The sequence below is a fragment of the Desulfuromonas thiophila genome (assembly GCF_900101955.1).
Lineage (GTDB): Bacteria > Desulfobacterota > Desulfuromonadia > Desulfuromonadales > Desulfuromonadaceae > Pseudodesulfuromonas > Pseudodesulfuromonas thiophila.
Map to the genome: position 1 here is coordinate 94215 of NZ_FNAQ01000002.1, position 21351 is coordinate 115565.

Sequence of the window (21351 nt, forward strand, 5' to 3'; positions counted from 1 at the left end):
GGTGCCCTTTGCCGGCGCCGGAATCCTATCGGGGACCCTGAGGGTCCCCGTCATTTTTTCTTCCGGTCGCCGAACCCGCGTTGTCGGGGCCGGTGATCGGCTCAGCCTATGAAGCGTCACGCTGCGCCCTCCGATCGTCTGCTGGCTGACGAGCAGCCCGCCTCGTCGTTGCCGGCATCGGCGCGTCTGCGCGTCGCGCTGGTCTACCCCGGCAGCTATAGCCAGGGCATGAGCAATCTGGGATTCCAGGGGTTGCTGCAGGCCCTGCGGCAGCAGCCCGGCTGCCACTGTGAGCGGTTGTTCTGGCCCGAGCCCGATCAGCTGGCCTGGCACGAAAAAAGCGGCCAGCCGCTACGCAGTTTCGAGCAGCAGCGGCCACTGAGCGATTTCGACCTGATCGCCTTTTCCCTGAGCTTTGAAAACGACTACCTGCACCTGCCGCGTCTGTTTGCCCTGATGCGTCTGCCCCTGTGGGCCAAGGAGCGCGACAGTCGACAACCGCTGGTCCTGGCCGGCGGTATCTGCTGTTTGATGAACCCCGCGCCGGTGGCGCCCTTTTTCGATGCCTTGGCTATCGGCGAAGGCGAGGTGCTGCTGCCGCCGCTGCTGCATTTGCTGGAACAGCCGCTGTCACGCCCGGAATTGCTTCAGCGGCTGGCGGCCACGGCCGGGTATTATGTACCGGCGCTGCCGCCGGCGGTCGCGGTGGAACGCCAGTGGCTGACCGATCTCGATGCCAGCGATTGTCGCAGCCATATCCGCACGACGCATACCGCCTTTGGTGACATGCATCTGGTCGAGGTTTCGCGTGGTTGCGCGCGGGGCTGCCGTTTTTGTGCCACTGGTTTTGTCTATCTGCCGGCCCGGGCCAAGTCGCCGCAACGGGTCTGCGCCCAGGCACAGGAGGCGCTGGAGCAGGATCGCTGTATCGGACTGGTCGGCGCCTCGGTTTCCGATTATCCCCAACTGGCCGAGCTGACCGGCAGCATCGGTGCGGCCGGCGGGCGTTATTCCCTGGCCAGTCTCCGCATCGACAGCCTTGATGTGGCGCAGGTGCGTCATCTTAAGGACAGTGGCCAGAAAACCCTGGCCCTGGCGCCCGAAGCCGGCAGCCAGCGTCTGCGCGATGTGATCAACAAGCATTTGAGCGAAGAACAGATTCTTGCGGCCGTTGCCCTGCTGGCGCGGGAGGGAATCGAAAATCTCAAACTGTATTTTCTGATTGGCCTGCCAACGGAGACGGCGGCCGATATCGAGGAGATGATTGCTCTGCTGCAGCGTGTTTGCGCCCTGTGGCAACAGCTGCAGCGCCCGCGCGGTCATCTTGGCACCATCATCCTGTCGGTCAACCCCTTCGTGCCCAAGGCACAGACGCCGTTTCAATGGCATGCCATGATGACGCCGGCCCAGCTTAAAAAGCAGCTGGAACCCTTGCGGCGCTTTGTCGGTCGCCAGGCCAACCTGCAGTTGCAGGTTGAATCGCTGCGCGCTGCCGAATTGCAGGCCTTTTTGTCCCGTGCCGATCAGGGGGGGGCGGCGGCCATTGTCGATCTGGCGGCGGGGACCAATCTCAAAACCGCCTGTCGCACCCATGCCATCGATCTGACCGCGCTGCTCTACCAGAATCGCGCCTACGATGACCCCCTGCCGTGGGACCGGATCGCCAGCGGGGTGCGCAAGGACTATCTGTGGCGGGAATATCAGTACGCCCTGGCTGGTCAGTCGTCGCCGACCTGTTTCGACGGTTGCCAGGGTTGCGGTGTCTGTGCTGTCCCGTCTTCACGTTCCCGTTAAGGAGGAATCCTCATGAAACAGTCGCTCGGAGCCAAGCCCATTGCCTACCCGACCCCGGTGTTTCTGGTCGGCAGCTACGATGCCGATGGCCGCGCCAACATGATGAATGCCGCCTGGGGCGGTATCTGCTGTTCAGTGCCACCCTGCGTCATGGTGGCCATCCGCGAGGAACGCCACAGCTATCAGGCCATCATCGACCGCAAGGCCTTTACCATCAATATCCCGTCGCGCGAGCTGGTGGTCGAGGCCGACTACTTCGGCATTGCTTCCGGTCGCAACCAGGACAAGCTGGCTGTCGCGGGCTTGACGGTGGAGCGGTCGGAGTTGGTCGATGCACCGCTGCTCTGTGCCGCACCGCTGGTGCTGGAATGCCGGCTGCTGTCAACGCAGCAACTGGGCAGTCACAGTCTGTTTGTTGGCGAGATCTGCGATGTCAAGGTGGAGTCGTCCTGCCTTGATCGTGCCGGCTTGCCGGATGCCCGCAAGATCGATCCGCTGGTGTTCGCGCCGGGCAACAGTGCCTATTTCGCTCTGGGTGACTGTGTGGCTCAGGCGTTTGCAGCTGGCAAGAAGCTAATGCCCTAGGCGCATGACCGCACAGTGCCGGGCAAAAGCCGGACTGGGACGGACTGAGCTGGGACACAGGATAACCAAAGGCTGGCCCCCTCCAGACACCAACGCCCCCGCAAGCACGTTTGCGGGGGCGTTGGTGTTTTTTATTTGGGCTGGTGGTTAGAGCAGCAGCATCCGCCCGTCTGGAACCCGGCCGCCGACCTCGCCGATATGGCTGGCCTGGTCGCCGGCGGCCTGCAGGGCAGCGATCAGGGCGTCCAGGCGCTCGGCGGCAACGGCGATCAGCAGGCCACCGGAGGTTTGGGGGTCGCTGAGCAGATCGAGCAGGATCGGATCGGTCTGATGGCACTGCAGGCGTGCGCCATAATGCTGACGATTGCGATGACTGCCGGCCGGCACCAAGCCCATTTCAGCCATGGCACGGGCCTGGGAATAGCTGGGCAGCCGTTCGCCCTGCAAGCGCAGTTCAACCTGACTGGCCTGGGCCATTTCCAGGCCGTGGCCGAGCAGGCCGAAACCGGTGATATCGGTGCAGGCCCGTACGCCGACACGGAGCATGGCTTCGGCGGCGTAGCGGTTGAGGCGTGCCATGCCGGTCAGGGCGTCCTGCAGCTCGGCGGCAGTCAGAACCGCGCCCTTCAGGGCCGTGGTCAGCAGGCCAGTGCCGAGCGGTTTGGTGAGCACCAGCTGGTCGCCGGGCTGGCAGCCAAGGGTGGTGACGAGTCGATCGGGATGGGCGATGCCGGTCACGGCCAGGCCGTATTTGGGTTCCTCGTCCTCAATGGAGTGGCCGCCGACCAGTGTGGCGCCGGCCTCGTGGATCTTGTCGATACCACCGCGCAGAATACGCTCCAGCACCGCGCTGTCGAGACAGGCCGGGAAGGCCACCAGGTTCATGGCGGTCAGCGGCCGGCCACCCATGGCGAAGATATCGGACAGGGCGTTGGCGGCGGCGATGGCGCCGAACAGGTAAGGGTCGTCGACCACCGGGGTAAAGAAGTCGACCGATTGCAGCAGCACCAGCTCGTCGCTGAGGCGGTAGATTCCGGCGTCAGCGCAGGGGATGTCGCGCGAAAGCAGATTGGGGTCGTTGTTGTCGGGCAGCTGACTCAGAACCTGAGCCAGGGTCGCGGGACCGAGTTTGGCCGCTCAGCCGGCGCTGCGGGCCAGCCGGGTCAGGGCCGGGTGGGTGCCTGTCATGAGCTGTTTTCCTCCGTTGGTGCCAGGCTGGCTGGCGGCGTCAGGGCGGCGGCAGCGCTGGCGGGCAGATGCCAGGGTCGCCGGCTGTCGCCTTGCCGCAGGCAGAATTTGCGTTCGTCGAAATGCTCCAGCAGCGCCTGTACCGGTTTGCGCGCGCTGCCAAGCAGATCGCGGTACTGGGCCAGGGTCAGACTGTCGTGCTGGCGGAAATGGTCAAGCAGAACCGTCAGGGCCTGAAGGTAGCTGTCACGGTGAAAATAGGTGTCGTCGTTCAGGCGGATCAGCTCACCGCGGTAGAACAGATAACCGAGCAGAGCATCGGCCTCGTCATCACTGATGGCGGCCTGGGCCAGCATGTCACGCCGGCCGCTGGCCTGCACACCGGCCTGGCCGTAGACTTGCAGTAGCCGATCAAGCTGGCGCTGCTGGGCGGCCGAGGGCTGCGGCACAAAGTCTGGCAGTTGCACCCACTCGCCGCAGCGCTGCAGGCCGGCCTGGTACAGCAACTGGTCGAACGCCTTGAGGTTGAGGGCCGCTGGCAGGCTGGCCTTGAGAGGGGCGTGGCCCATGCCGGGCAGCAGTGGTTGCTGGCGGTGAAAGGTTTCGACCTGCTGGCGCAGTCGCTGGTGCCACAGCTGAACCGTGCTCTGGCTGGCCCACTGGTCGGCCAGAGCCACCACGGCACCGTTGTTTTGCAACTGCTGCAGCAGCAGGCCGATGCGTTCACGGCTCAGACCGCTGAGCTGCTCCAGATCCTTGACGCGGGCCACCTGCAGGTCGTTGAGTTTCTGCAGCACAAAGGTGCCCTCGCCCGATTCGAGTTCTTTCAGTGCCTGCAGCACCTGGGGGCGGAAGCGTTTGTGCTTGACCGGGCGGGGATCGATCACCAGACCGCCGCCGATGGTGGTCATGGGCGAGTAGGAGCGGATGATGAAGCGATCCTGGCGGTGGGCCACCAGCGGCCGGTCGAGATGAAACTGTACCAGGGCGCTTTCACCGGGCTTGAGTTCGTCGCGGTCGAGCAGGGCCACCAGGCCGACCACATGGGCGGTGCCGAGGTAAAAATGGACCGGATCACGGAAACGGACCGGACGCGGCGCCTCGGCCAGCAGGGTCAGGCGGGCATCCAGCCGGCTGGTCTGTTCGAACACCCCGGGCGTCGCAATCACGGCGCCGCGTTGCAGTTGCTCGCGTTCGAGGCCGGCCAGGTTGAGCGCGACGCGCTGGCCACAGAGGGCAACGGTCTGACGCTGACCATGGACCTGCACATCGCGGACGCGCACACGCTCGCCGGCAGGCAGTACCTCCACCAGGTCGCCGGTGGCGACCCGACCCGACAGCAGGGTGCCGGTAACCACGGTACCGAAGCCGGCGACACTGAAATGACGGTCGACGGGCAGGCGCATGGGGCCGTCGGCGTCGCGCGGCCGCAGTTCGGCGGCGCAGGCGGCCAGAGTGGCGCGCAGCTGCGGCAGTCCCTCACCGGTCAGGGCGCTGACGCGGCACAGGGGCGCCTTGGCCAGGAAGGTGCCGGACAGGGTTTCGCGGATTTCCTCCTCGACGATGTCGGCCCAGTCCGGTTCGACCAGATCCATCTTGGTCAGTACGATAATGCCGCGCTGAATCTGCAGCAGTTCCAGGATGTTGAGGTGTTCGCGGGTCTGCGGCATGACGCCTTCGTTGGCGTCGATCACCAGCATGACCAGATCAATGCCGCCGATACCGGCCAACATGTTGTTGATAAAGCGTTCGTGGCCGGGCACATCGATGACGCCGGCCTCGATGTCGCCGGGCAGACGGAAACAGGCAAAGCCCAGATCGATGGAGATGCCGCGCTGCTGTTCCTCCTTGAGGCGGTCGGTTTCCATGCCGGTGAGGGCGCGGATGAGCTGGGTCTTGCCGTGGTCGACATGGCCGGCGGTACCGATAATCAGATGGCGGATTGTGGCTGTGGTCATGAAACATCCGTTGGGGCGAAAGCGTTGGCGACGGTGGCCGATTGGAGGGCTTGACACAGGGCTTGCAGCAAGGCGGTTTCCTCGTCGACGGCGATGCAGCGCAGGTTGAGCAGCACGGCGGCGTCCTGCAGACGGCCAACCACCGCCGGAGTGCCGTCGCGCAGGCGGCGGGCCAGTTCGGCGGCGCTCTGCTGCAGCGGCTGCAGGGCCAGGGCGCAGCCGGGCAACTCGGTGAGGGGCAGGGCGCCGCCGCCGACGCAGGCACAGGCTTCCACCAGTTGCAGGCGGGCCTGGTCGGCTGGCAGGCTGCGCCGCAAACGGCGCAGAAAACGCTGGCTGCGCTGACGTAGCTGTTCGGCGGGCAGGTTGAGCATGCGCAGCACCGGAATGTCGTGCAGGGCCTGTTCGCGGTCGAGATAGGCGAACAGGGTGGCCTCCAGTGCCGCCAGGGTCAGCTTGTCGATACGCAGGGCGCGGGCCAGCGGATGATGGCGGATCTTGTCGATGGCCCAGCGCTTGCCGACAATCAGTCCGGCTTGCGGGCCACCGAGCAGCTTGTCGCCGCTGAAGGTCAGTACGTCGATGCCGGCCGCTACCGCCTCCTGCACCGTCGGCTCGCGCGGCAGGCCGAACGGCGACAGGTCGAGCAGCATGCCGCTGCCGAGATCCTCCATCACCGGAATACCGTGCTGCCGTCCGAGACCGACCAGTTCAGTCGCCTCGACAGACTGACTGAAGCCGACGATGCGGTAGTTGCTGGTATGGACCTTCAGCAGCAACCCGGTGTGCTCGCCGATGGCGCTCTGATAATCACGCAGATGGGTTTTGTTGGTGGTGCCTACCTCGCGCAGCCGCACACCGCCGGCTTCCATGACATCGGGAATCCGGAAGGCGCCGCCAATTTCAACCAGCTCGCCCCGCGACACCAGCGCCTCGCGGCCCTGGGCCAAGGCGGTCAGCGCCAGCAAAACGGCGCCGGCATTGTTGTTGACCACGGCGGCGGCCTCGGCGCCGGTGAGCTGACACAACAGCTGGTCGATATGGCTGTAGCGGTGGCCGCGTGTGCCGCTGGTCAGATCCAGCTCCAGATTGGAATAGCCCTTGGCCACCTCGGTGATGGCCTGCAGGGCCTGGGCGCTTAAGGGGGCCCGGCCGAGATTGGTGTGTAGCAGGGTGCCGCTGGCGTTGAGCACCCGTCGCAAGGATGGTCGGCAGCGCTGGTCGATCAGCCGCAGCAGCCGGTCAGCCAGTTCGTTATCGGTGGGCAGTGCGCCAGCTGCGGCGGTCAGCAGCTGGCGGCGCAGATCGGCGACCAGTTGCTGGGCAGCGCCCCGCTTGAGAACATGAGGAGCCGGATGGCTGGCGACAGCCGCCAGGCCAAGCAGCCGGTCGATGGCGGGCAGCTGGCGTAGCAACTGCTGACTGGATTCAGACATGGGACTCCCGCAACGCACCTTGCGGTGCATTTTTTTGACGGATATTGAAGGCGCCGTGAGCGGCAAATGTTTGCAATCCTTGGGGCGTCTGACGTATCTTGGACGCGCCCGTTACTATGCCTGCTGGCGCGCGGAAATGCAAGGCGTCCGGGGGTAGGGTGGGCTTGGTGCTGGCCAGGTGGGCGTCTGCCGAGGTGGGCGTGGTCATGAAGCCGGCTTTTCATGTTAAGGAACAAAGCCTATGGGAATGGAATCCGCGGAGCAGACGCCGGCCGTACTCGGTCAGGTGTATGATCGCCTGATCGGCTGTGTCGGCGAGGCGTTTTTTGCCGCCTTGCTGACGGAACTGGCACAGGCCGCCCGGGCCGATTACGCCTTTGTCGGGGAATTCTCCCCGACCGACCGGACCATGATTCAGACCGAGGCGGTTTATGCCGAAGGCCAGATCATCGACAATATCCTGTTCCCCCTGCAAAACACCCCCTGCGATGTCGTGCTGCGCGAGGGACTGTGTTATTACCCGCGCGATGTCATCAAACTTTTTCCTCTCGATCACCTTGCCATCCAGATGGAGGTCGACAGCTATATCGGCATTCCGCTGGTCAACTCGCATGGTCAGGTCATGGGGCCCCTGGCGGTGTTCAGCCGTAAACCGCTGGAAAATATCGGTCTGATCAAGACGGCCATGCGCATGTTCGCCCTGCGCGCCGCCGCCGAACTGGAACGGCTCAAGATCGAGCGCCAGCGGCAGGAGGAGCTGCATTTTCTGCAGAGTCTGCTGGATGCTCTGCCCAACCCGACCTTTTACAAGGATACGGCTGGCCGCTATCTCGGCTGCAACGAGGGCTATGCCCGCCTGATCGGCCGCCGCCGTGACGAGATTCTGTGCTGTCAGGCCCGTGAGCTGCATGCCAGCGAACGGGCCGAGGTGGCTGCCCGCGAGGACGCACGGGTATTTGCCAGCGGGCAGCCACGTACCTACGAAAGCACCCTCGATTGCAACGACGGCAGTCGCCGGCGGGTGCTGTTCAACAAGGCGCCCTTTTTTGACCGCCAGGGGCAGCTGGCCGGTCTGGTCGGTACCATTCAGGACATCACCCGCCTCAAGCAGATGGAAGCCGCCATTCAGACCCTGGTGGAAGGCACCCTGGGTTACACTGGCAGCGCCTGTTACCGGCGGGTGGCCGAACAGTTGTGCAGCTGGTTTGATGCCGACTGTGCCATTGTCGGCTGCCTGCGCAGCAGCGGCCAGATTCATTCGCTGGCCACGCGCCAGGATGGCGTTTTGCTGGGTGAGTACGATTTCGACCCGACCAATACCCCCTGTCAGCATGTGATGCGTGAGGGCATGTTCATGGTCAGCGAGGGATTGCTGCAACGCTTCCCCCACACGCCGCTGGTGGTCAACCTGCAGGCTCAGGGTTATGTCGGAGCCCCGGTGCGCGGCCGCGACGGCAAGGTGATCGGCGTGTTGAGTGTGCTGTCGCGCAAGCGCATCGAAACGCTGGAACGGGCCGAGGACGTGCTGGCCATCATGGCGGCACGGGTCAGCGCCGAAATCGAGCGCGAGCGCTCGGAACAGCAGCTGCAAGAGAATCGCAACCATCTCGAATATCTGGTCTATCACGACGCCCTGACCGAGCTGCCCAACCGTCAGCTGTTCCGCGACCGGCTGCAGCACGCCATCTCCATGGCCCGCCTGGCCCAGCACCGCGTCGGTGTGCTGTTTCTCGATATCGACCGTTTCAAGAAGATCAACGACAGCCTGGGCCACGAAACCGGCGACCGGGTGCTGTGCGAGGTGTCCCGCCGGCTGCTGCTCTGTGCCCGTGATGCCGACACGGTGGCGCGCCTGTCGGGCGACGAGTTCGCCCTGATCATCGACCAGATCGTACACGATGAGAACGTCATTCTGGTGGCTCAGGAGGTCAGCCGCGCCCTGGCCCTGCCGATTGAGGTGGACGATTTCCGGTTGTTTGTCACCGCCAGTATCGGCATCAGCATGTATCCGCAGGACGGCCGCGATGTGGTGTCGCTGCTCAAGGCCGCCGATGCCGCCATGTTCCAGGCCAAGGAACTTGGCCGTGATACCTACCGTTTCTACACCCCGGGCCTCAACGAGCGGGCCAGCACCCTGCTGTTGATGGAAGGGGCGCTGCGTCAGGCGGTTGACCAGAACAACCTGGTGGTTTACTACCAGCCGCAGGTGGAGCTGACCAGCGGTCGCGTGGTCGGCGTCGAGGCGCTGCTGCGCTGGCGGCATCCGCAGCAGGGCATGATTTCGCCGGCGGAGTTCATCCCCCTGGCCGAGGAAACCGGCCTGATCGTTTCCATCGGGGAATGGGCCCTGCTGCAGGCCTGCCGGCAGGGCTGTCTGTGGCACCAGACGGGTTATGCGCCGTTGCGGGTGGCGGTCAATATCTCGGCACGCCAGTTCCGCCAGAGCGATCTGGTGGCCATGGTCCGCCGGGTGCTGCGGGAAACCGGCTTCGATGGTCGCCACCTGGAACTGGAACTGACCGAAAGCCTGCTGATGGACGATGTCGATGGCGCCATCGCCACCATGACCCAGCTCAGCCAGCTGGGCGTGCGGCTGTCCATCGACGATTTCGGCACCGGCTATTCCTCGCTGGCCTACCTCAAACGGTTCCCCATCAATTATCTCAAGATCGACCGCTCCTTTGTCCGCGATATCATGGACGACCCGAATGACGCGGCCATTGCCGCCACCATTATCGACCTGGCTCGCAACATGAATCTGCATGTTATTGCCGAAGGTATTGAACTGGAGGCGCAGCGTGTCTTTTTGCAGCAAAAAGGTTGTCGCTACGGCAAGGGCTACCTGTTCAGTCAGCCCTTGCCGGCCGATCAGTTGACACTGCTGCTGGCCCGCCAGCCCGCTGAGCGGCCCTGAAAGGATTGGCCATGGACGATCTGCAGCAGGCCCTGCTGGCCGAATTCCTGGCGGAGAACGCCGAGGCGCTGCGGCATATCGAAACCGGCCTGCTGCAGCTCGAACGTCAGCCGCGTCAGCAGGCCGTGCTGCATGAGGTGTTCCGTGCCATGCACACGGTCAAGGGCAACTGTCAGATGCTTGGTTTTGCGGCGCTGCAGCAGGTGGCGCATGGTGCCGAAACGGTCCTCGAAGCGGTGCGCGACGGTCAGCGGCAGGCCGAAACCTCTCTGTTCAGTCTGCTGCTCGAAGGTGTCGATCTGCTGCGCCAGGGGCTTTCGGCCATTGCCGGGCAGGGGCCGGAACCCGACGGCCAACCCTGGCTGCAGCGGCTGGCGCAAACGGAAACAGCGCCTTCATCTGCTGGCTGTGGCGGTTCGCCAGCGCCGGCGCTGGCGCCGGCCGAGCCGCTGGAGGAGGGTTTTGTCCGCCTGCCGGTACGTCAGCTGGATGATTTTCTCAATACCCTAAGTGGTATCAGCGCTGAACTGGGGCTGTTACGCCAGCGCTGCGCCGGTTCGCAGGCTGTGCTGGCGACGGCGCTGGAAGAAGCCGGCGAGCGCATCCTGCGGCTGCAAGACGAGGTCTTGTCGTGCCGTCTTGAACCCATCGGTCAGATCTGGCAGCCCTATCAGCGTCTGGTGCGCGATCTGGCGCTGCAGACCGGCAAACGGGTGCTGCTGACTCTGGAGGGTGAACAGACCCGGGTGGATCGGGCCATTCTGATGGCGCTGAAGGACCCTCTCGGCCATCTGTTGCGCAACGCGGTCGATCATGGGCTGGAAACGCCGGCCGAGCGGCAGGCGGCCGGCAAGCCGGTGGTGGGGCAGCTGCAGCTGCAGGCCTGGCACGAGCAGGGCCAGGTGGTGGTGGAACTGCGCGACGATGGCTGCGGCCTTGATCTGGCGAAGATTCGTGCCACGGCCCAGCAGCGGCGATTGCTGGAACCGGAGGCTCTGGCACGGCTGGACGAAGCCGCCTTGCAGCAGCTCATCTTTTTGCCGGGCTTCTCCACTCGCGAAGTGGTCAGTACCCTGTCGGGCCGGGGCGCTGGTCTGGATGTGGTGAAAACGGCACTGGAGCAGGTGGGCGGGCAGGTGCTGGTCGAGAGTCAGGCCGGGCAGGGTTGCTGCTTTCGGCTGCTGTTCCCGCGCACCATGGCCCTGGTAGCGACCCTGCTGGTGCGGGTGGCATCGACACTCTATGCCCTGCCTCAGGCCCAGGTGGTCGAGGTGCTGTCGCTGGATGGTCCACAGGCCCGTCGCCAGTGGCGCAGTCAGCTGGGGCGGCCAGCGCTGAACTATCGCCAGCAGTGTCTCGAACTCTGCTCGCTGGCTGCTGGCGGCGGTGTGGCCGTGCCGGCTGAGGGGCGGACGGAACTGGTGGTGGTGCAGCTGGGGGCGGAGCGGCTGGCTGTGCAGGTGGATCAGGTACTGGGGAGCGAGCAGCTGGTTATCAAGCCCCTTCATCGGTTGCTGCGGGGGATCACGCGGCTGTCTGGCAGTGCGGTGCTGGCCGATGGCCGTATTGTCTTTTTGCTTGATCTGGCGGTGGTGCGACGTCAGGCCCGCGCGGCTACGACCACCTGATTGCGGCCCTGGCGCTTGGCCTGGTAGAGGGCGCGGTCGGCCTGTTCCAGCAGCTGTTCGATGCTGGGACACAGCGTCCCGTCCACCTGAGCGACTCCGATACTGACCTGCAGCGCTACAGGCTGCTGGTCAAGCAGAACGGGATGACGGGGCAGCAGATGGCACAGCCGCTCGGCCAGCTCACGGGCCCCGCTCAGGTCGGTTTCCGGCAGCAGGGCGGCAAACTCCTCGCCACCGATGCGGGCAAAGATATCCTCCTGGCGGAACTGGGCCTGAAACAGCCGCACCAGATGGCGCAGGGCGCGATCACCGGCGATGTGACCAAAGCGGTCGTTCACCTGCTTGAAATGGTCGATATCGAACAGCAGCAGGGAAAAGGGCCGCTCGTGGCGGCGCCAGCGGTGCCGTTCCAGCTCGGCCATCTTCAGCAGATAGCGGCGGTTGAAGGCGCCGGTGAGGAAGTCGCTGTTGGAGCTGGCTTCGAGTTCGCGGTAGGCCAGCGACAGGCGCAGCAGGTTGCTGACACGGGCTTGCACAATCACCGGATTGAAGGGTTTTTTGATGTAGTCAAGGGCCCCCAGCCGCAGACCCTGGGCCTCCTCCTCTTCGCGGCACAGGGCCGTGACGAAGAGGATCGGAATCTGTCGGTCCGTACCCCTGTCGTGCAGCTGCGGGAAGAGCTCGAAGCCGTTGGTGTCCGGCAGCAGGATGTCGAGCAGGATCAGATCGACGGCCAGGGTCTGGATAATATCAAGGGCCTCGGCGCCGCTGGTGGCGAAACACAGGCGGGCCGTGCCCTGGAGGATCTGCGCCAAACTGTGGATGTTCGCCGGTTCGTCCTCGACGATCAGAATGGTGGGGCGATCGGTGCAGGCCATATCAGAGCCTCCTTTCGCTGTGCAGCCAATGCCGCAGCTGGCGGCTTGCGGTGGCAAAATCCAGCCGCAGCAATGCCGCTTCAACCGTGGCGGCTTCGTTCAGCCAGGCTTCTGGCAGGTTGGGCCGCAGGCGCTGCCACAGGGGCAGGGCAGCCAGGTCGCGCTGCTCCAGCAGGCTGAGCAAAGCCGCCAGATCGTTGTCGCAGGCAGCGGGCTTGGCGGGAGGCTGTGCGGCTGGTGCCTGTACCGGGCAATCCTGCATCAGCCGATGCACGCGGCGGAGCTGGCGCCGAACCTCCTGCCAGTCCGTTTGGGTCAACCTTGGCTGTGTTTCCAGTTGGGCGATCCGTTGGGGCAGCGCCGTGGCTCCCAGGGTGGCGCTGGTGCCCTTGAGGCTGTGAAGCCAGGCCCGCTGGGCGGCCAGGGGTTGGCATTGCAGCTGCGGCCAGTCGATGGCGTCATCCGCATGACTTTGCAGAAAGTGCGCGATCATCTGCTGTAGCAGCCCGGCATCGTTGCCGAACCGTTGAATGGCGGCGGCTGGATTCCACAGCGGCTCGGCCGCTTCAGGCGATGCTGTGGCGACAGGCTGGGGTGCGCTGGTGGCGCGCCCCAGCAGCTGCTGTATTCGTTGCAGCAGTTGTTCGGCGTCGAAGGGCTTGGCCAGATGCTCATTCATGCCGGCGGCCAGGCAGCGGTGCCGCTCCTCGGCCATGGCGTGGGCGGTCAGGGCAAGGATCGGGCCGCGATAGTTGTAGGGCGCGGCCCGTAACGCCCGGCTGGTGGCGTAGCCGTCGAGACCGGGCATCTGGATGTCCATCAGAATCAGATCGGTGGCGGCGCGGCTGGTTTCAGGGCGCAGCCGTTCAAGGGTCTGATAACCGTCGTTGACCAGTTCTACCTCGGCACCGAAGCGCTGCAGCAGCCGCTGGACGATTTCGCGGTTGACGGCGTTGTCTTCAACGACCATCACCCGTACGCCTTGCAGGGGCAGGGCCTCGTTGGTTGCCCTTGGTTTCCCGGCTGCCGCCGACTCGGCCAGGGCCACTGTTTCCAGCGGCAGATGCAGGCAGAAGCAGCTGCCCTCGCCTTTGCGGCTGGAGACACTCAGCTGGCCACCGAGCAGCCGGCTGAGGCGCTCGCTGATGACCAGGCCCAGGCCGGTACCGCCGTAGTGCCGGCTGGTAGAACTGTCAGCCTGGCTGAAGGGCTGAAACAGGCGGGATTGCTCCTCGGTGGACAGGCCGATGCCGGTATCGCGGACGGAAAACTGGAGCTCGGCGCTGGCGCCGGGCAAAAGGGCGACGGCCATGACGACCGTGCCCGCGGAGGTGAACTTCACCGCGTTGCTGACCAGATTGATGAGGATCTGCTGCAGCCGCAGCGGATCGGTGCGGATGCCGGCTGGTATTTCGGGCGGACAATGCCAGCTCAGCTGCAACCCCTTCTCCTGTGCCTGATCGACGAACAGCGCCACTACCTGGTGCAGCAGGGCGCGCAGATCGCAGTCCTGCCGCTCGACCTGCATCATGCCGGCCTCGATCTTGGAAAAATCCAGCACATCGTTGATTACCGCCAGCAGCAGTTGTCCTGCCTGTTCAATTTTCGCCAGACTGTCGTGCAGCCTGACGGCATCGTTTTCATCGCGGGCCAGTCGCGACAGACCGAGAATGGCGTTGAGGGGGGTGCGGATTTCGTGGCTGATGTTGGCCAGAAACAGACTCTTGGCGGCATTGGCCCGCTCGGCCTCCTGCCGCGCGGCCGTGGCCTGTCGGCGCTGCTGTTCCAGCGCCGCCGCCTGTTGGCGCAGTTGCTGTTCACGTTCGAAGGCGCTGCTGATGTTCTCAATGGCGATCAGGCAGTGGCGCGCGCCGCTTTGGCCGGGCAGAGCGAGGATACGGATCAGCTGTTGCAGCGGCTGGCGCTGACCGGAACCGTCAAGCTGGTAGAGGGGCAGGGGCAACGGGTTGAGTTTGGGGCTGAGAATGGAGGGCAGGCCTTTGCCCAGCGCCAGATCAATAGCTTCGAACAGCCGGCTGTCCGTGGCCAGGTCGAGCAACTCGGCCAGGGGGCGCGCCAGGGCGCTGGCTTCGGGGATACCGGAGGCTTGCTCCAGCCAACGGTTCCACAGCTGGATATGGCGGTGTTCGTCCAGCACGATGAGGCCGGCAGGGCAGTAGGCCAGGCATTGCAGCGCCAGGTGCGGATTCATGGCTCCAGGGTTTCGTTGATCAGTTGTTGCAGTTGTGACCGCAGGTTGCGGGTCGAGGTGCAGTCCAGTAGCAACAGCACATAGCCCTGGATGCGGTGGGCCAGACGGGCCTCTTCGGTGGTGCGGAAATCCACCACCAGAAACAGCAGGGGCTGTGCTTCCGTCGTATCGCAGACAGCACTGTCGGCCCGCAACAGACTCAGACAGCTGCCCTTGATAAACAGGGGCAGCTCGAAAAGGATTTCTCCCCGCATCAGGTTGGCGAAGCTGCCCAGACAGGCGTTGAGAACGATATTGCCCACCTCCAGCAGACTTTCCTGTTCCAGCTCGCCCAGATGCTCCAGCGGCAGATCCTCGCCCACCAGGGTGCGGACCAGTTCCAGGCTGTTGACCTCGGGAAAGATCAGCAGCGCGGTGCCGTTGAACGGGCCGTTGAAGCTTTGACGGATGGCGCTGACGGTGTCGCAACCCGGCTTCTGGATAATCTGGGCCGCACGGGTTGGCTGGAGAATGTCGAGAAAGGGCACCGACAGCAGAATCTCTCCCCCCACCATGCGGCCGAGAGAGGCTGCCGCCCGCCCCATGCCGATATTGAACAGCTCCTTGAGAGCATCCTGTTCCAGTTCGCTCAGCTGGGTCATGGGCTTATGCCGGCCAGCAGGGGCGCGAGACTGTCGCGACAGATGGGCTTGCAGACAAAGCCGATCCCGGCGGCTTCGGCCCGCTGCCGGGTGACGTCCTGGATGTTGGCGGTCACCAGGTGGATGGGCAGGTCCGGCTCCAGCTGCAGAAGCTCCAGCGCCAGATCGAGGCCATTGGTGTCCGGCATGTTGTAATCGAGCAGGGCCAGTTGTGGGTGTTCCTGCCGAACCTGTTCAAGAGCTTCGGCCCCGTTGCGGGCTTCAATAATCTGCCAGGCGGGAAAGTGCTGGCCAAAAATCTGGCGCAGCATCAGGCGGGCCAGACTGCTGTCGTCAACGATCAGAACCTTGTGCGCATTCATGGCGACCTCGTACCCCGGCGGTAAAGCGTCATTGTAAAAAACCCGCCGAAAACACAGCGGGTTTGTGGACTTTCTTGGATTGTCTCGAATGGACCTTGGCGGGAGCAGATGGGAATCGAACCCACCGGGGACGGGATGCGCCCCCCATCGGTTTTGAAGACCGTGAGCGCCACCAGGCTACTAGCTACTCCCCCTGTTCAAGGGTTTCTTTTATAGCAGCTGCGGTTGATGCCTTCAAGGCTTTTCGCCGGCCGGTGCCAGAGGGAGGGGCAGAGAAGCGTGGCGCCGAACGCAGGGGATGTCCTTTGGCTTTGCTCCGAGGTCAGGGTGATAGCACCCGGTTGGCGGCGCTGAGGGTTTCGATGGTTTCGAGCATGTTGGAAACCCGCCCGACGGCCAGCTGATCCTTCAGTTGGAAAAACTCCAGACACAGGCCGCAGACCGCGATGTCGACGCCGGCGGTTGCCATATTTTGCAGGGCTTCAAGGGTAGGTGATTCCGCGCAGGCCAGCTGGACGCCGCTGTTGACCAGCAACAGGGCTTTGGGCAGGGGACGCTGGCCGGCCAGGGTAAAGAGGAAGTTGCGCATCAGCAGTTGGCCGAGTTCCTCGCTGCCGCGGCCCATGGCGTTGCTGGCGATATAGGCAATCAGTTGCGGGTCGAGGGCTTCTGCCGGCTCGGCCGCTGCGGGCGCGATCTGGCAGGCAAGATCGTTATCAAGACGCAACTGCAGTTCGATGCCGTCGGGAGTGACCTGCGCCTGAACCTGATAGCCCTCGCGCTCGGCCAGCCGGCTGACGTTGGCCTGGGCGATGCTGTCGGCCACCAGTACGGTGACGGGTTCGCCCGGGTGGTCAAGCAGGTGCTTGCGGGTTTCCAGGACCGGCTGGGGACACTGGAGCTGCCGGCAGTCCAGAATCTTCATAGTGTTCTCCTTGTATTCAGTCGCACAATAGAAGTGATCGGATCGGCCGATGGTAATGCCATTGCCTGCCGCGAGGCAAGCCCGAAGAACAGAGGCCGGAAGGCGCAGCGCAAAGTAAGCCGGGCCGGGCGCGCCATCGTCGTGCGACGGGGCGCACCCGGCTACGGTGCCGGAGTGGCCATCAGGGTTGAAGGCGCAGACGCACCAGGGTTTCAACATGGGGTGTCTGGGGAAACATGTCGATGGGCTGGAGGCAGTCCAGGGTGTAGCCTTGGGCCAGCAGCTGGTGCAGGTCACGCGCCAGACTGTGCGGATGGCACGACAGATAGATCAGCTGCGCTGGTCGCAGCTGGCCGAGGGCTTCGAGTACGGCGGCGTCGCAGCCGCTGCGTGGCGGATTGACGACGGCGACATCGATGACCTGACCTTCGGTCACCAGATCGGCGGCGGCCTCGGCGGCATCGGCATTGATGAAGCGGCAGTTGCTCAGGCGGTTGTGGCTGGCGGCGGCGCGGGCATTGTCGCAGGCTTGCGGGTTGATTTCGATGCCGAGGACCTGGCCGCCGCGGCGGGCCAGATGCAGGGCAATACCACCGACGCCGCCGTAAAGGTCAAGAGCTGTTTTGCCTTCTGTCAGGCCCGCCCAGTCGGCAATCTGGCGGTAGATGCGCGCCGCCTGGGCATGATTGACCTGAAAGAACGAGGTTGGCGAGAGTTGCAGCCGTACATCGCCGATCTGGTCGAACAGGCTGTCGACGCCGAGCAGCCGCAGGTTGTTGTTGCTGAATACCACATTGCCGCTCGACGGGTTGATGTTGAGATGCACGCCGATGATTTCAGGCACCTTTTTCTGCAGCCACTTGGCCAGGTGGGTGAAGTCACGCAGGTTGCGTTCCGTGCCGACCAGCGTCACCAGCGCCCTGTTGTGCAGCGGGCTGACCCGCACGGCCAGATAACGCAGCAGGCCGCGCTGGCTGATGGGGTTGTAGACATGCAGCTTCTGGTGCTCGATTTCCTCGCGCAGGGCCTGGGCAATGCGGTTGATCAGGGGATGCTGCTGCGGGCAGTCGCCAATATCGATCACCCGATGGCTGCCGCGCTGGTACAGACCGACCAGGGCCTTGCCCTGTACCTTGGCCAGGGCCAGTTTGGCGGTGGTGCGGTAGCCGAGCGGTTCCGGTGCCTGCCACAGGGGTGCGATGGCCTGTCCGGCCAGTTCCGGATAGAGTGCCAGCGCCTGGCGCAGCTGGTCGGTCTTGAAGTCGCACTGGGCGGCATAGGACAGGTGCAGCAGCGGGCAGCCGGGACAGCGTGGAAAACGCGGGCAGGGCGGCGCGACCCGATCGGCATGGGGGCGGGTCACCTTGAGCAGCAGGGCGCTGCGGCGGTGTTGGCCTTCGTGCTCGACCCGCACAATGACCTCCTCGCCCGGCAGCACTCCGGCGACCAGCAGTTCCTTGCCGTCTTCACGGACGACGCCAAGGCCGTCGCCATTGAGCGATTCGATGGTAATGCGGCGGGGCGGTTGCGCCGGGCGGCGGGGAATGCGTTTGTTCGGTCGGGTCTGGGCCATGGTGATTCTCGTCGTTGAGGGGAAGGAACAGGAAAAAGAAAAAGGACCGCAAGCGGCGCCGGGAAAGGTACTGAAATGCCCGGCACGGTAGCGGTAGAGCGACGACCTGTCAACTGCTGTGTCCTGCCCCTTGACCGGTGGCGCCTGCCTGTGGCTAGATGCCGGCTGCGGCCGGTACCGACGGCGAGGACGTCTTGCGATGTTATCGCCGCGCCCACGGATGAGCACGCAGGCCGCGTTTTCGCTTTGCGGGGGACAAAAGGCCGTGGACGGATTTTTTGCGACTTACATCAAAAAAAGGGCTCACAGACCATGGCAACAATAGAAACCTGCTCGCCTCGGCGCCAGCGTACCCGTCAGCTGCAGGTGGGCGCGGTGGCCGTTGGCGGTGGCGCGCCGGTAACGGTGCAGTCCATGTGCAATACCGATACCCGCGATGTCGCCGCCACCCTGGCGCAGATTGCGGCACTGGTGGCGGCTGGCTGCGAGATCGTGCGGGTCGCCGTCCCCGATGCCGAAGCCGCGGCGGCCCTGCCGGCGCTGGTGCGGGGCTGCGCCGTGCCGCTGGTGGCCGACATTCATTTTGACTATCGCCTGGCGCTGCAGGCGCTGACGGCCGGTGTGGCCTGTCTGCGGATCAATCCCGGCAATATCGGCGCGCGCTGGAAGGTGGCCGAGGTGGTGGCCGCCTGCCGGGAACGGGCCGTGCCCATCCGTATTGGTGTCAACGGCGGTTCGCTGGAAAAGTCACTGCTGGAAAAGCATGGCCATGCCAGCGCCGCCGCCTTGGTGGAAAGTGCCCTTGGCCACATCCGCATTCTCGAAGACCTCGATTATCCCCAGCTCAAGGTCAGCCTTAAGGCCTCTGACGTGCCGCGTACCCTGGCCGCTTACCGCCAGCTGGCGGGGCAGGTCGATTATCCGCTGCACATCGGCATTACCGAGGCTGGCACTACCTGGGCCGGCACCATCAAGAGCGCCGTTGGTCTTGGCGCCCTGCTGTGCGACGGACTGGGTGACACCCTGCGGGTGTCTCTCACGGGCGATCCGGTGGAGGAGGTGCGGGTTGGCTGGCAGATTCTCAAGGCTGCCGGCCTGCGCCAGCGCGGCCCGGTGTTTGTCAGCTGTCCGACCTGCGGTCGTTGCCAGATTGATCTGATCCCGCTGGCTGAAGAGGTGGAACGGCGCCTGGCCGGTCTGCGTCTGCCGCTGACCATTGCCGTGATGGGATGTGTCGTCAATGGGCCGGGTGAGGCGCGCGAGGCCGATCTGGGCATTGCCGGCGGCCGCGATGTCGGCCTGCTGTTCCGCCAGGGACAGGTACTGCGGCGCCTGCCGCAGGCGCAACTGGCCGATGCCCTGGTGGCCGAGGCCCTGGCGCTGGAGCGGGAACTGCTGGCGGCGCAAGGGCATTAGCAAGATGGTGAAAACGTCCCCTCCCGGCTTTTTTCACCGATGTCAGCCGAAAAGGCACTTTTTCGTCTTGCCCACAAAATCGATCCATTACGGCGCAATCATTGATTCTGGTCGCCCATCCGTGGGCTCTGCAAGCTGTTGTTCAGTAGCCTGATAGCCGGCCTTTGGCAGCGTTCGCCGCTTCGGCCGTTGTGCTATTCGGCAGCCTCGCTGGCCGGCACGGCGCGCTTGAAGGCCCAGGCCTCAATGCGTTTGATCTGCTCGGCCATGGTAACAGAAATGGGGACGGTTTTGCCGAGGGCCTCCATGATGTCGCGCTGGCTCATGGGTCGTTGCTGGGCCAGGGCCTCGAATTTGGCGCTGGCCACGGCTTGCTCGATCTCGGCGCCGGAAAAACCCCGGCTTGAGTGGGCCAGGGTGTCGATGTCGAAGGCTTCGGGCTGCTGGCCCTGGGCGCGCAGGTGGATATCGAAAATCGTGCGGCGTTCCTTCAGCCCCGGCAGGGCGATGTAGAAGATTTCGTCGAAGCGGCCCTTGCGCAGCACCTCGGCCGGCAGCATTTCGATGGCATTGGCCGTGGCGGCGACGAATACCGGGGCCTGTTTTTCCTGCATCCAGGTGAGGAAATAGCCGAGCACGCGCGAAGCGCTGCCGCCGGCCGACTTGAAGCCCTGCTCGGAAATGCCCGATTCCAGTTCATCGATCCACAACACGCAGGGCGCCATGGCCTCGGCCAGGGCGCAGGCCTGGTGCAGGCTGCGTTCGGGCGAACCGTAGGTGCCTTCGTAGACAGTCGCCATGTCGAGGCGCAACAGCGGCAGATGCCAGCGAGCGGCAATGGCCTTGACGAACAGACTCTTGCCGCAGCCGCTGATGCCCATCAGCAGCACGCCTTTGGGCAGGTTTTCACCCCGCGCCAACTCTTCGGTGCCGAAGGCTCTTTCGCGCTTTTCCATCCAGCGCTTGAGATTTTCCATGCCGCCGACCTGGTCCGGGGTGAGCCGGTTGTCAACAAATTCGAGTACGCCAGCCTGTTCGACGGCGCGCTTCTTGTCGAGGTGCAGGGCATTGACCACCTCGTCGAGCTGATTGGTCTTGCTTACCCGTGCCAGCCGCAGGGCGCGTTCAAGGCGCAGCAGGTCGAGACCGAGAGCGGCGCTGACCAACTGCTTGAGGGCGTCCGTTTCGCCAAGCAGACGATCCATGAAGGGATCGTTGGCACGGCTGCCTTCGAGAAAAGCCGCCAGTTCGGCCGCGCCTGGCAGGGCGTGTTCCAGTTGTACCAGCAGCGGTTGCAGTGCTTCGGGCAGATTGCTGCCCGGTGGGCAAAGAAAGATCAGACACTTGCGTGTGACGGGACGTTGCTGGGCACAGTCGCTGAGCAGCCGCAGGAGCGCCGGGCTGTCGTGCCAGAACCAGTGCAGATCGCTGAAGACGTAGATGGCCGGTCCCGGCTGATCGACGGCCTGGCGCAGGGCGGCCGTCGGGTCGGTGGTGCTGTCACCGTCGGCAAAACCGCGCACACAGTCCCATTGGCGGATGCCGTTCACCTCTTTGACACCGCGTTCGACGGCGGCCTGAATCAGGCGGATGCTGCGCTGCTCGTTGCCGGTGCCAATGCACAGCAGACTGGTGCCGGCCAGGATATGTTGCACCAGATTGGCCAGGCTGAGGGTTTCCTTCATGGCAGTCTCCTTTGATGTGCGCCGTGCCACCAGCGGGTGGCGGGCTGTGCGTTGCAATTTACACGGAAATGGGCTAGTTTGCGAATCCTGTCCGACTAATGGCGTGGATTCTGGCGTAACTGTGCCGGATTGCGTTCATTTTTCTGCCACGGGCGG

At 64.4% G+C, this 21351-nt stretch carries 15 protein-coding genes and 1 tRNA gene; 5 read left to right on the forward strand and 11 right to left on the reverse strand.

The features are described 5' to 3' along the window. The first annotated feature begins 108 nt into the window (after positions 1 to 108). A complete protein-coding gene (locus tag BLR80_RS02670) occupies positions 109 to 1794 on the forward strand; it encodes a radical SAM protein (protein WP_092076022.1) in 1686 nt (561 codons plus the stop codon). Positions 1795 to 1806: 12 nt separating this feature from the next. Beyond that, positions 1807 to 2379 (forward strand): flavin reductase family protein, encoded by a 573-nt coding sequence (locus BLR80_RS02675; RefSeq protein WP_092076024.1) that lies wholly within the window; start codon positions 1807 to 1809, stop codon positions 2377 to 2379. A gap of 147 nt (positions 2380 to 2526) precedes the next feature. Here BLR80_RS02675 and selD read toward each other — a convergent pair whose 3' ends face one another. From selD to selA, 3 genes are read right to left on the reverse strand one after another with little or no spacing between them, the layout of a single operon-like run. Beyond that, a complete protein-coding gene (gene selD / locus BLR80_RS02680) occupies positions 2527 to 3567 on the reverse strand; it encodes a selenide, water dikinase SelD (protein WP_092076026.1) in 1041 nt (346 codons plus the stop codon). Beyond that, positions 3564 to 5525: a selenocysteine-specific translation elongation factor gene (selB, locus tag BLR80_RS02685; RefSeq protein WP_092076028.1), complete on the reverse strand. Its 1962-nt coding sequence runs from the start codon at positions 5523 to 5525 to the stop codon at positions 3564 to 3566. Before selB ends, selD begins: the two co-directional genes overlap by 4 nt. Further along, on the reverse strand, positions 5522 to 6961 hold the full coding sequence (selA, locus tag BLR80_RS02690) for an L-seryl-tRNA(Sec) selenium transferase (RefSeq protein WP_092076030.1): 1440 nt from the start codon (positions 6959 to 6961) through the stop codon (positions 5522 to 5524). The genes selB and selA overlap by 4 nt, the downstream gene beginning before the upstream one ends. A 241-nt stretch (positions 6962 to 7202) precedes the next feature. Here selA and BLR80_RS02695 point away from each other — a divergent pair, with 241 nt between their 5' ends. Continuing rightward, positions 7203 to 9875 (forward strand): putative bifunctional diguanylate cyclase/phosphodiesterase, encoded by a 2673-nt coding sequence (locus tag BLR80_RS02695; RefSeq protein ID WP_092076032.1) that lies wholly within the window; start codon positions 7203 to 7205, stop codon positions 9873 to 9875. Positions 9876 to 9886: 11 nt separating this feature from the next. Continuing rightward, positions 9887 to 11503, forward strand: coding sequence for a chemotaxis protein CheA (locus tag BLR80_RS02700; RefSeq protein ID WP_092076034.1), 1617 nt, complete (start codon positions 9887 to 9889; stop codon positions 11501 to 11503). Here the strand turns inward: BLR80_RS02700 and BLR80_RS02705 are convergent. The 7 genes from BLR80_RS02705 to rlmD form a co-directional block, all read right to left on the reverse strand. Further along, positions 11476 to 12381, reverse strand: a complete 906-nt coding sequence (locus BLR80_RS02705) for a GGDEF domain-containing response regulator (RefSeq protein WP_092076036.1) — start codon at positions 12379 to 12381, stop codon at positions 11476 to 11478. The two genes, BLR80_RS02700 and BLR80_RS02705, sit on opposite strands and share 28 nt — an antisense overlap. Position 12382: 1 nt before the next feature. Further along, positions 12383 to 14593 carry an ATP-binding protein gene (locus BLR80_RS02710; RefSeq protein ID WP_092076038.1) on the reverse strand — a complete coding sequence of 737 codons (2211 nt, stop codon included), beginning with the start codon at positions 14591 to 14593 and terminating at the stop codon, positions 12383 to 12385. After that, complete coding sequence (locus BLR80_RS02715; RefSeq protein ID WP_092076040.1) at positions 14590 to 15234, reverse strand: hypothetical protein; 645 nt, start codon at positions 15232 to 15234, stop codon at positions 14590 to 14592. The genes BLR80_RS02710 and BLR80_RS02715 overlap by 4 nt, the downstream gene beginning before the upstream one ends. Beyond that, a complete protein-coding gene (locus BLR80_RS02720; RefSeq protein ID WP_092076043.1) occupies positions 15231 to 15596 on the reverse strand; it encodes a response regulator transcription factor in 366 nt (121 codons plus the stop codon). The genes BLR80_RS02715 and BLR80_RS02720 overlap by 4 nt, the downstream gene beginning before the upstream one ends. Before the next feature lie 96 nt (positions 15597 to 15692). Further along, positions 15693 to 15788: transfer RNA gene (locus BLR80_RS02725), tRNA-Sec, on the reverse strand. Positions 15789 to 15918: 130 nt separating this feature from the next. After that, positions 15919 to 16521 carry a sulfurtransferase-like selenium metabolism protein YedF gene (gene yedF / locus BLR80_RS02730; protein WP_171906287.1) on the reverse strand — a complete coding sequence of 201 codons (603 nt, stop codon included), beginning with the start codon at positions 16519 to 16521 and terminating at the stop codon, positions 15919 to 15921. 181 nt (positions 16522 to 16702) lie between these two features. Further along, positions 16703 to 18094, reverse strand: coding sequence for a 23S rRNA (uracil(1939)-C(5))-methyltransferase RlmD (gene rlmD, locus BLR80_RS02735; protein ID WP_092076047.1), 1392 nt, complete (start codon positions 18092 to 18094; stop codon positions 16703 to 16705). A gap of 312 nt (positions 18095 to 18406) precedes the next feature. On the opposite strand from rlmD, the gene ispG reads away from it, so the two are divergent. Then, the gene (ispG, locus tag BLR80_RS02740) at positions 18407 to 19510 is read left to right on the forward strand and encodes a flavodoxin-dependent (E)-4-hydroxy-3-methylbut-2-enyl-diphosphate synthase (RefSeq protein WP_092076049.1); all 1104 of its coding nucleotides are present in this window, start codon (positions 18407 to 18409) and stop codon (positions 19508 to 19510) included. 194 nt (positions 19511 to 19704) lie between these two features. On the opposite strand, the gene BLR80_RS02745 is transcribed toward ispG, so the two are convergent. Then, entirely contained in the window at positions 19705 to 21195 is a 1491-nt protein-coding gene (locus BLR80_RS02745; RefSeq protein ID WP_092076051.1) for an AAA family ATPase, read from the reverse strand. Between the last annotated feature and the right edge of the window lie 156 nt (positions 21196 to 21351).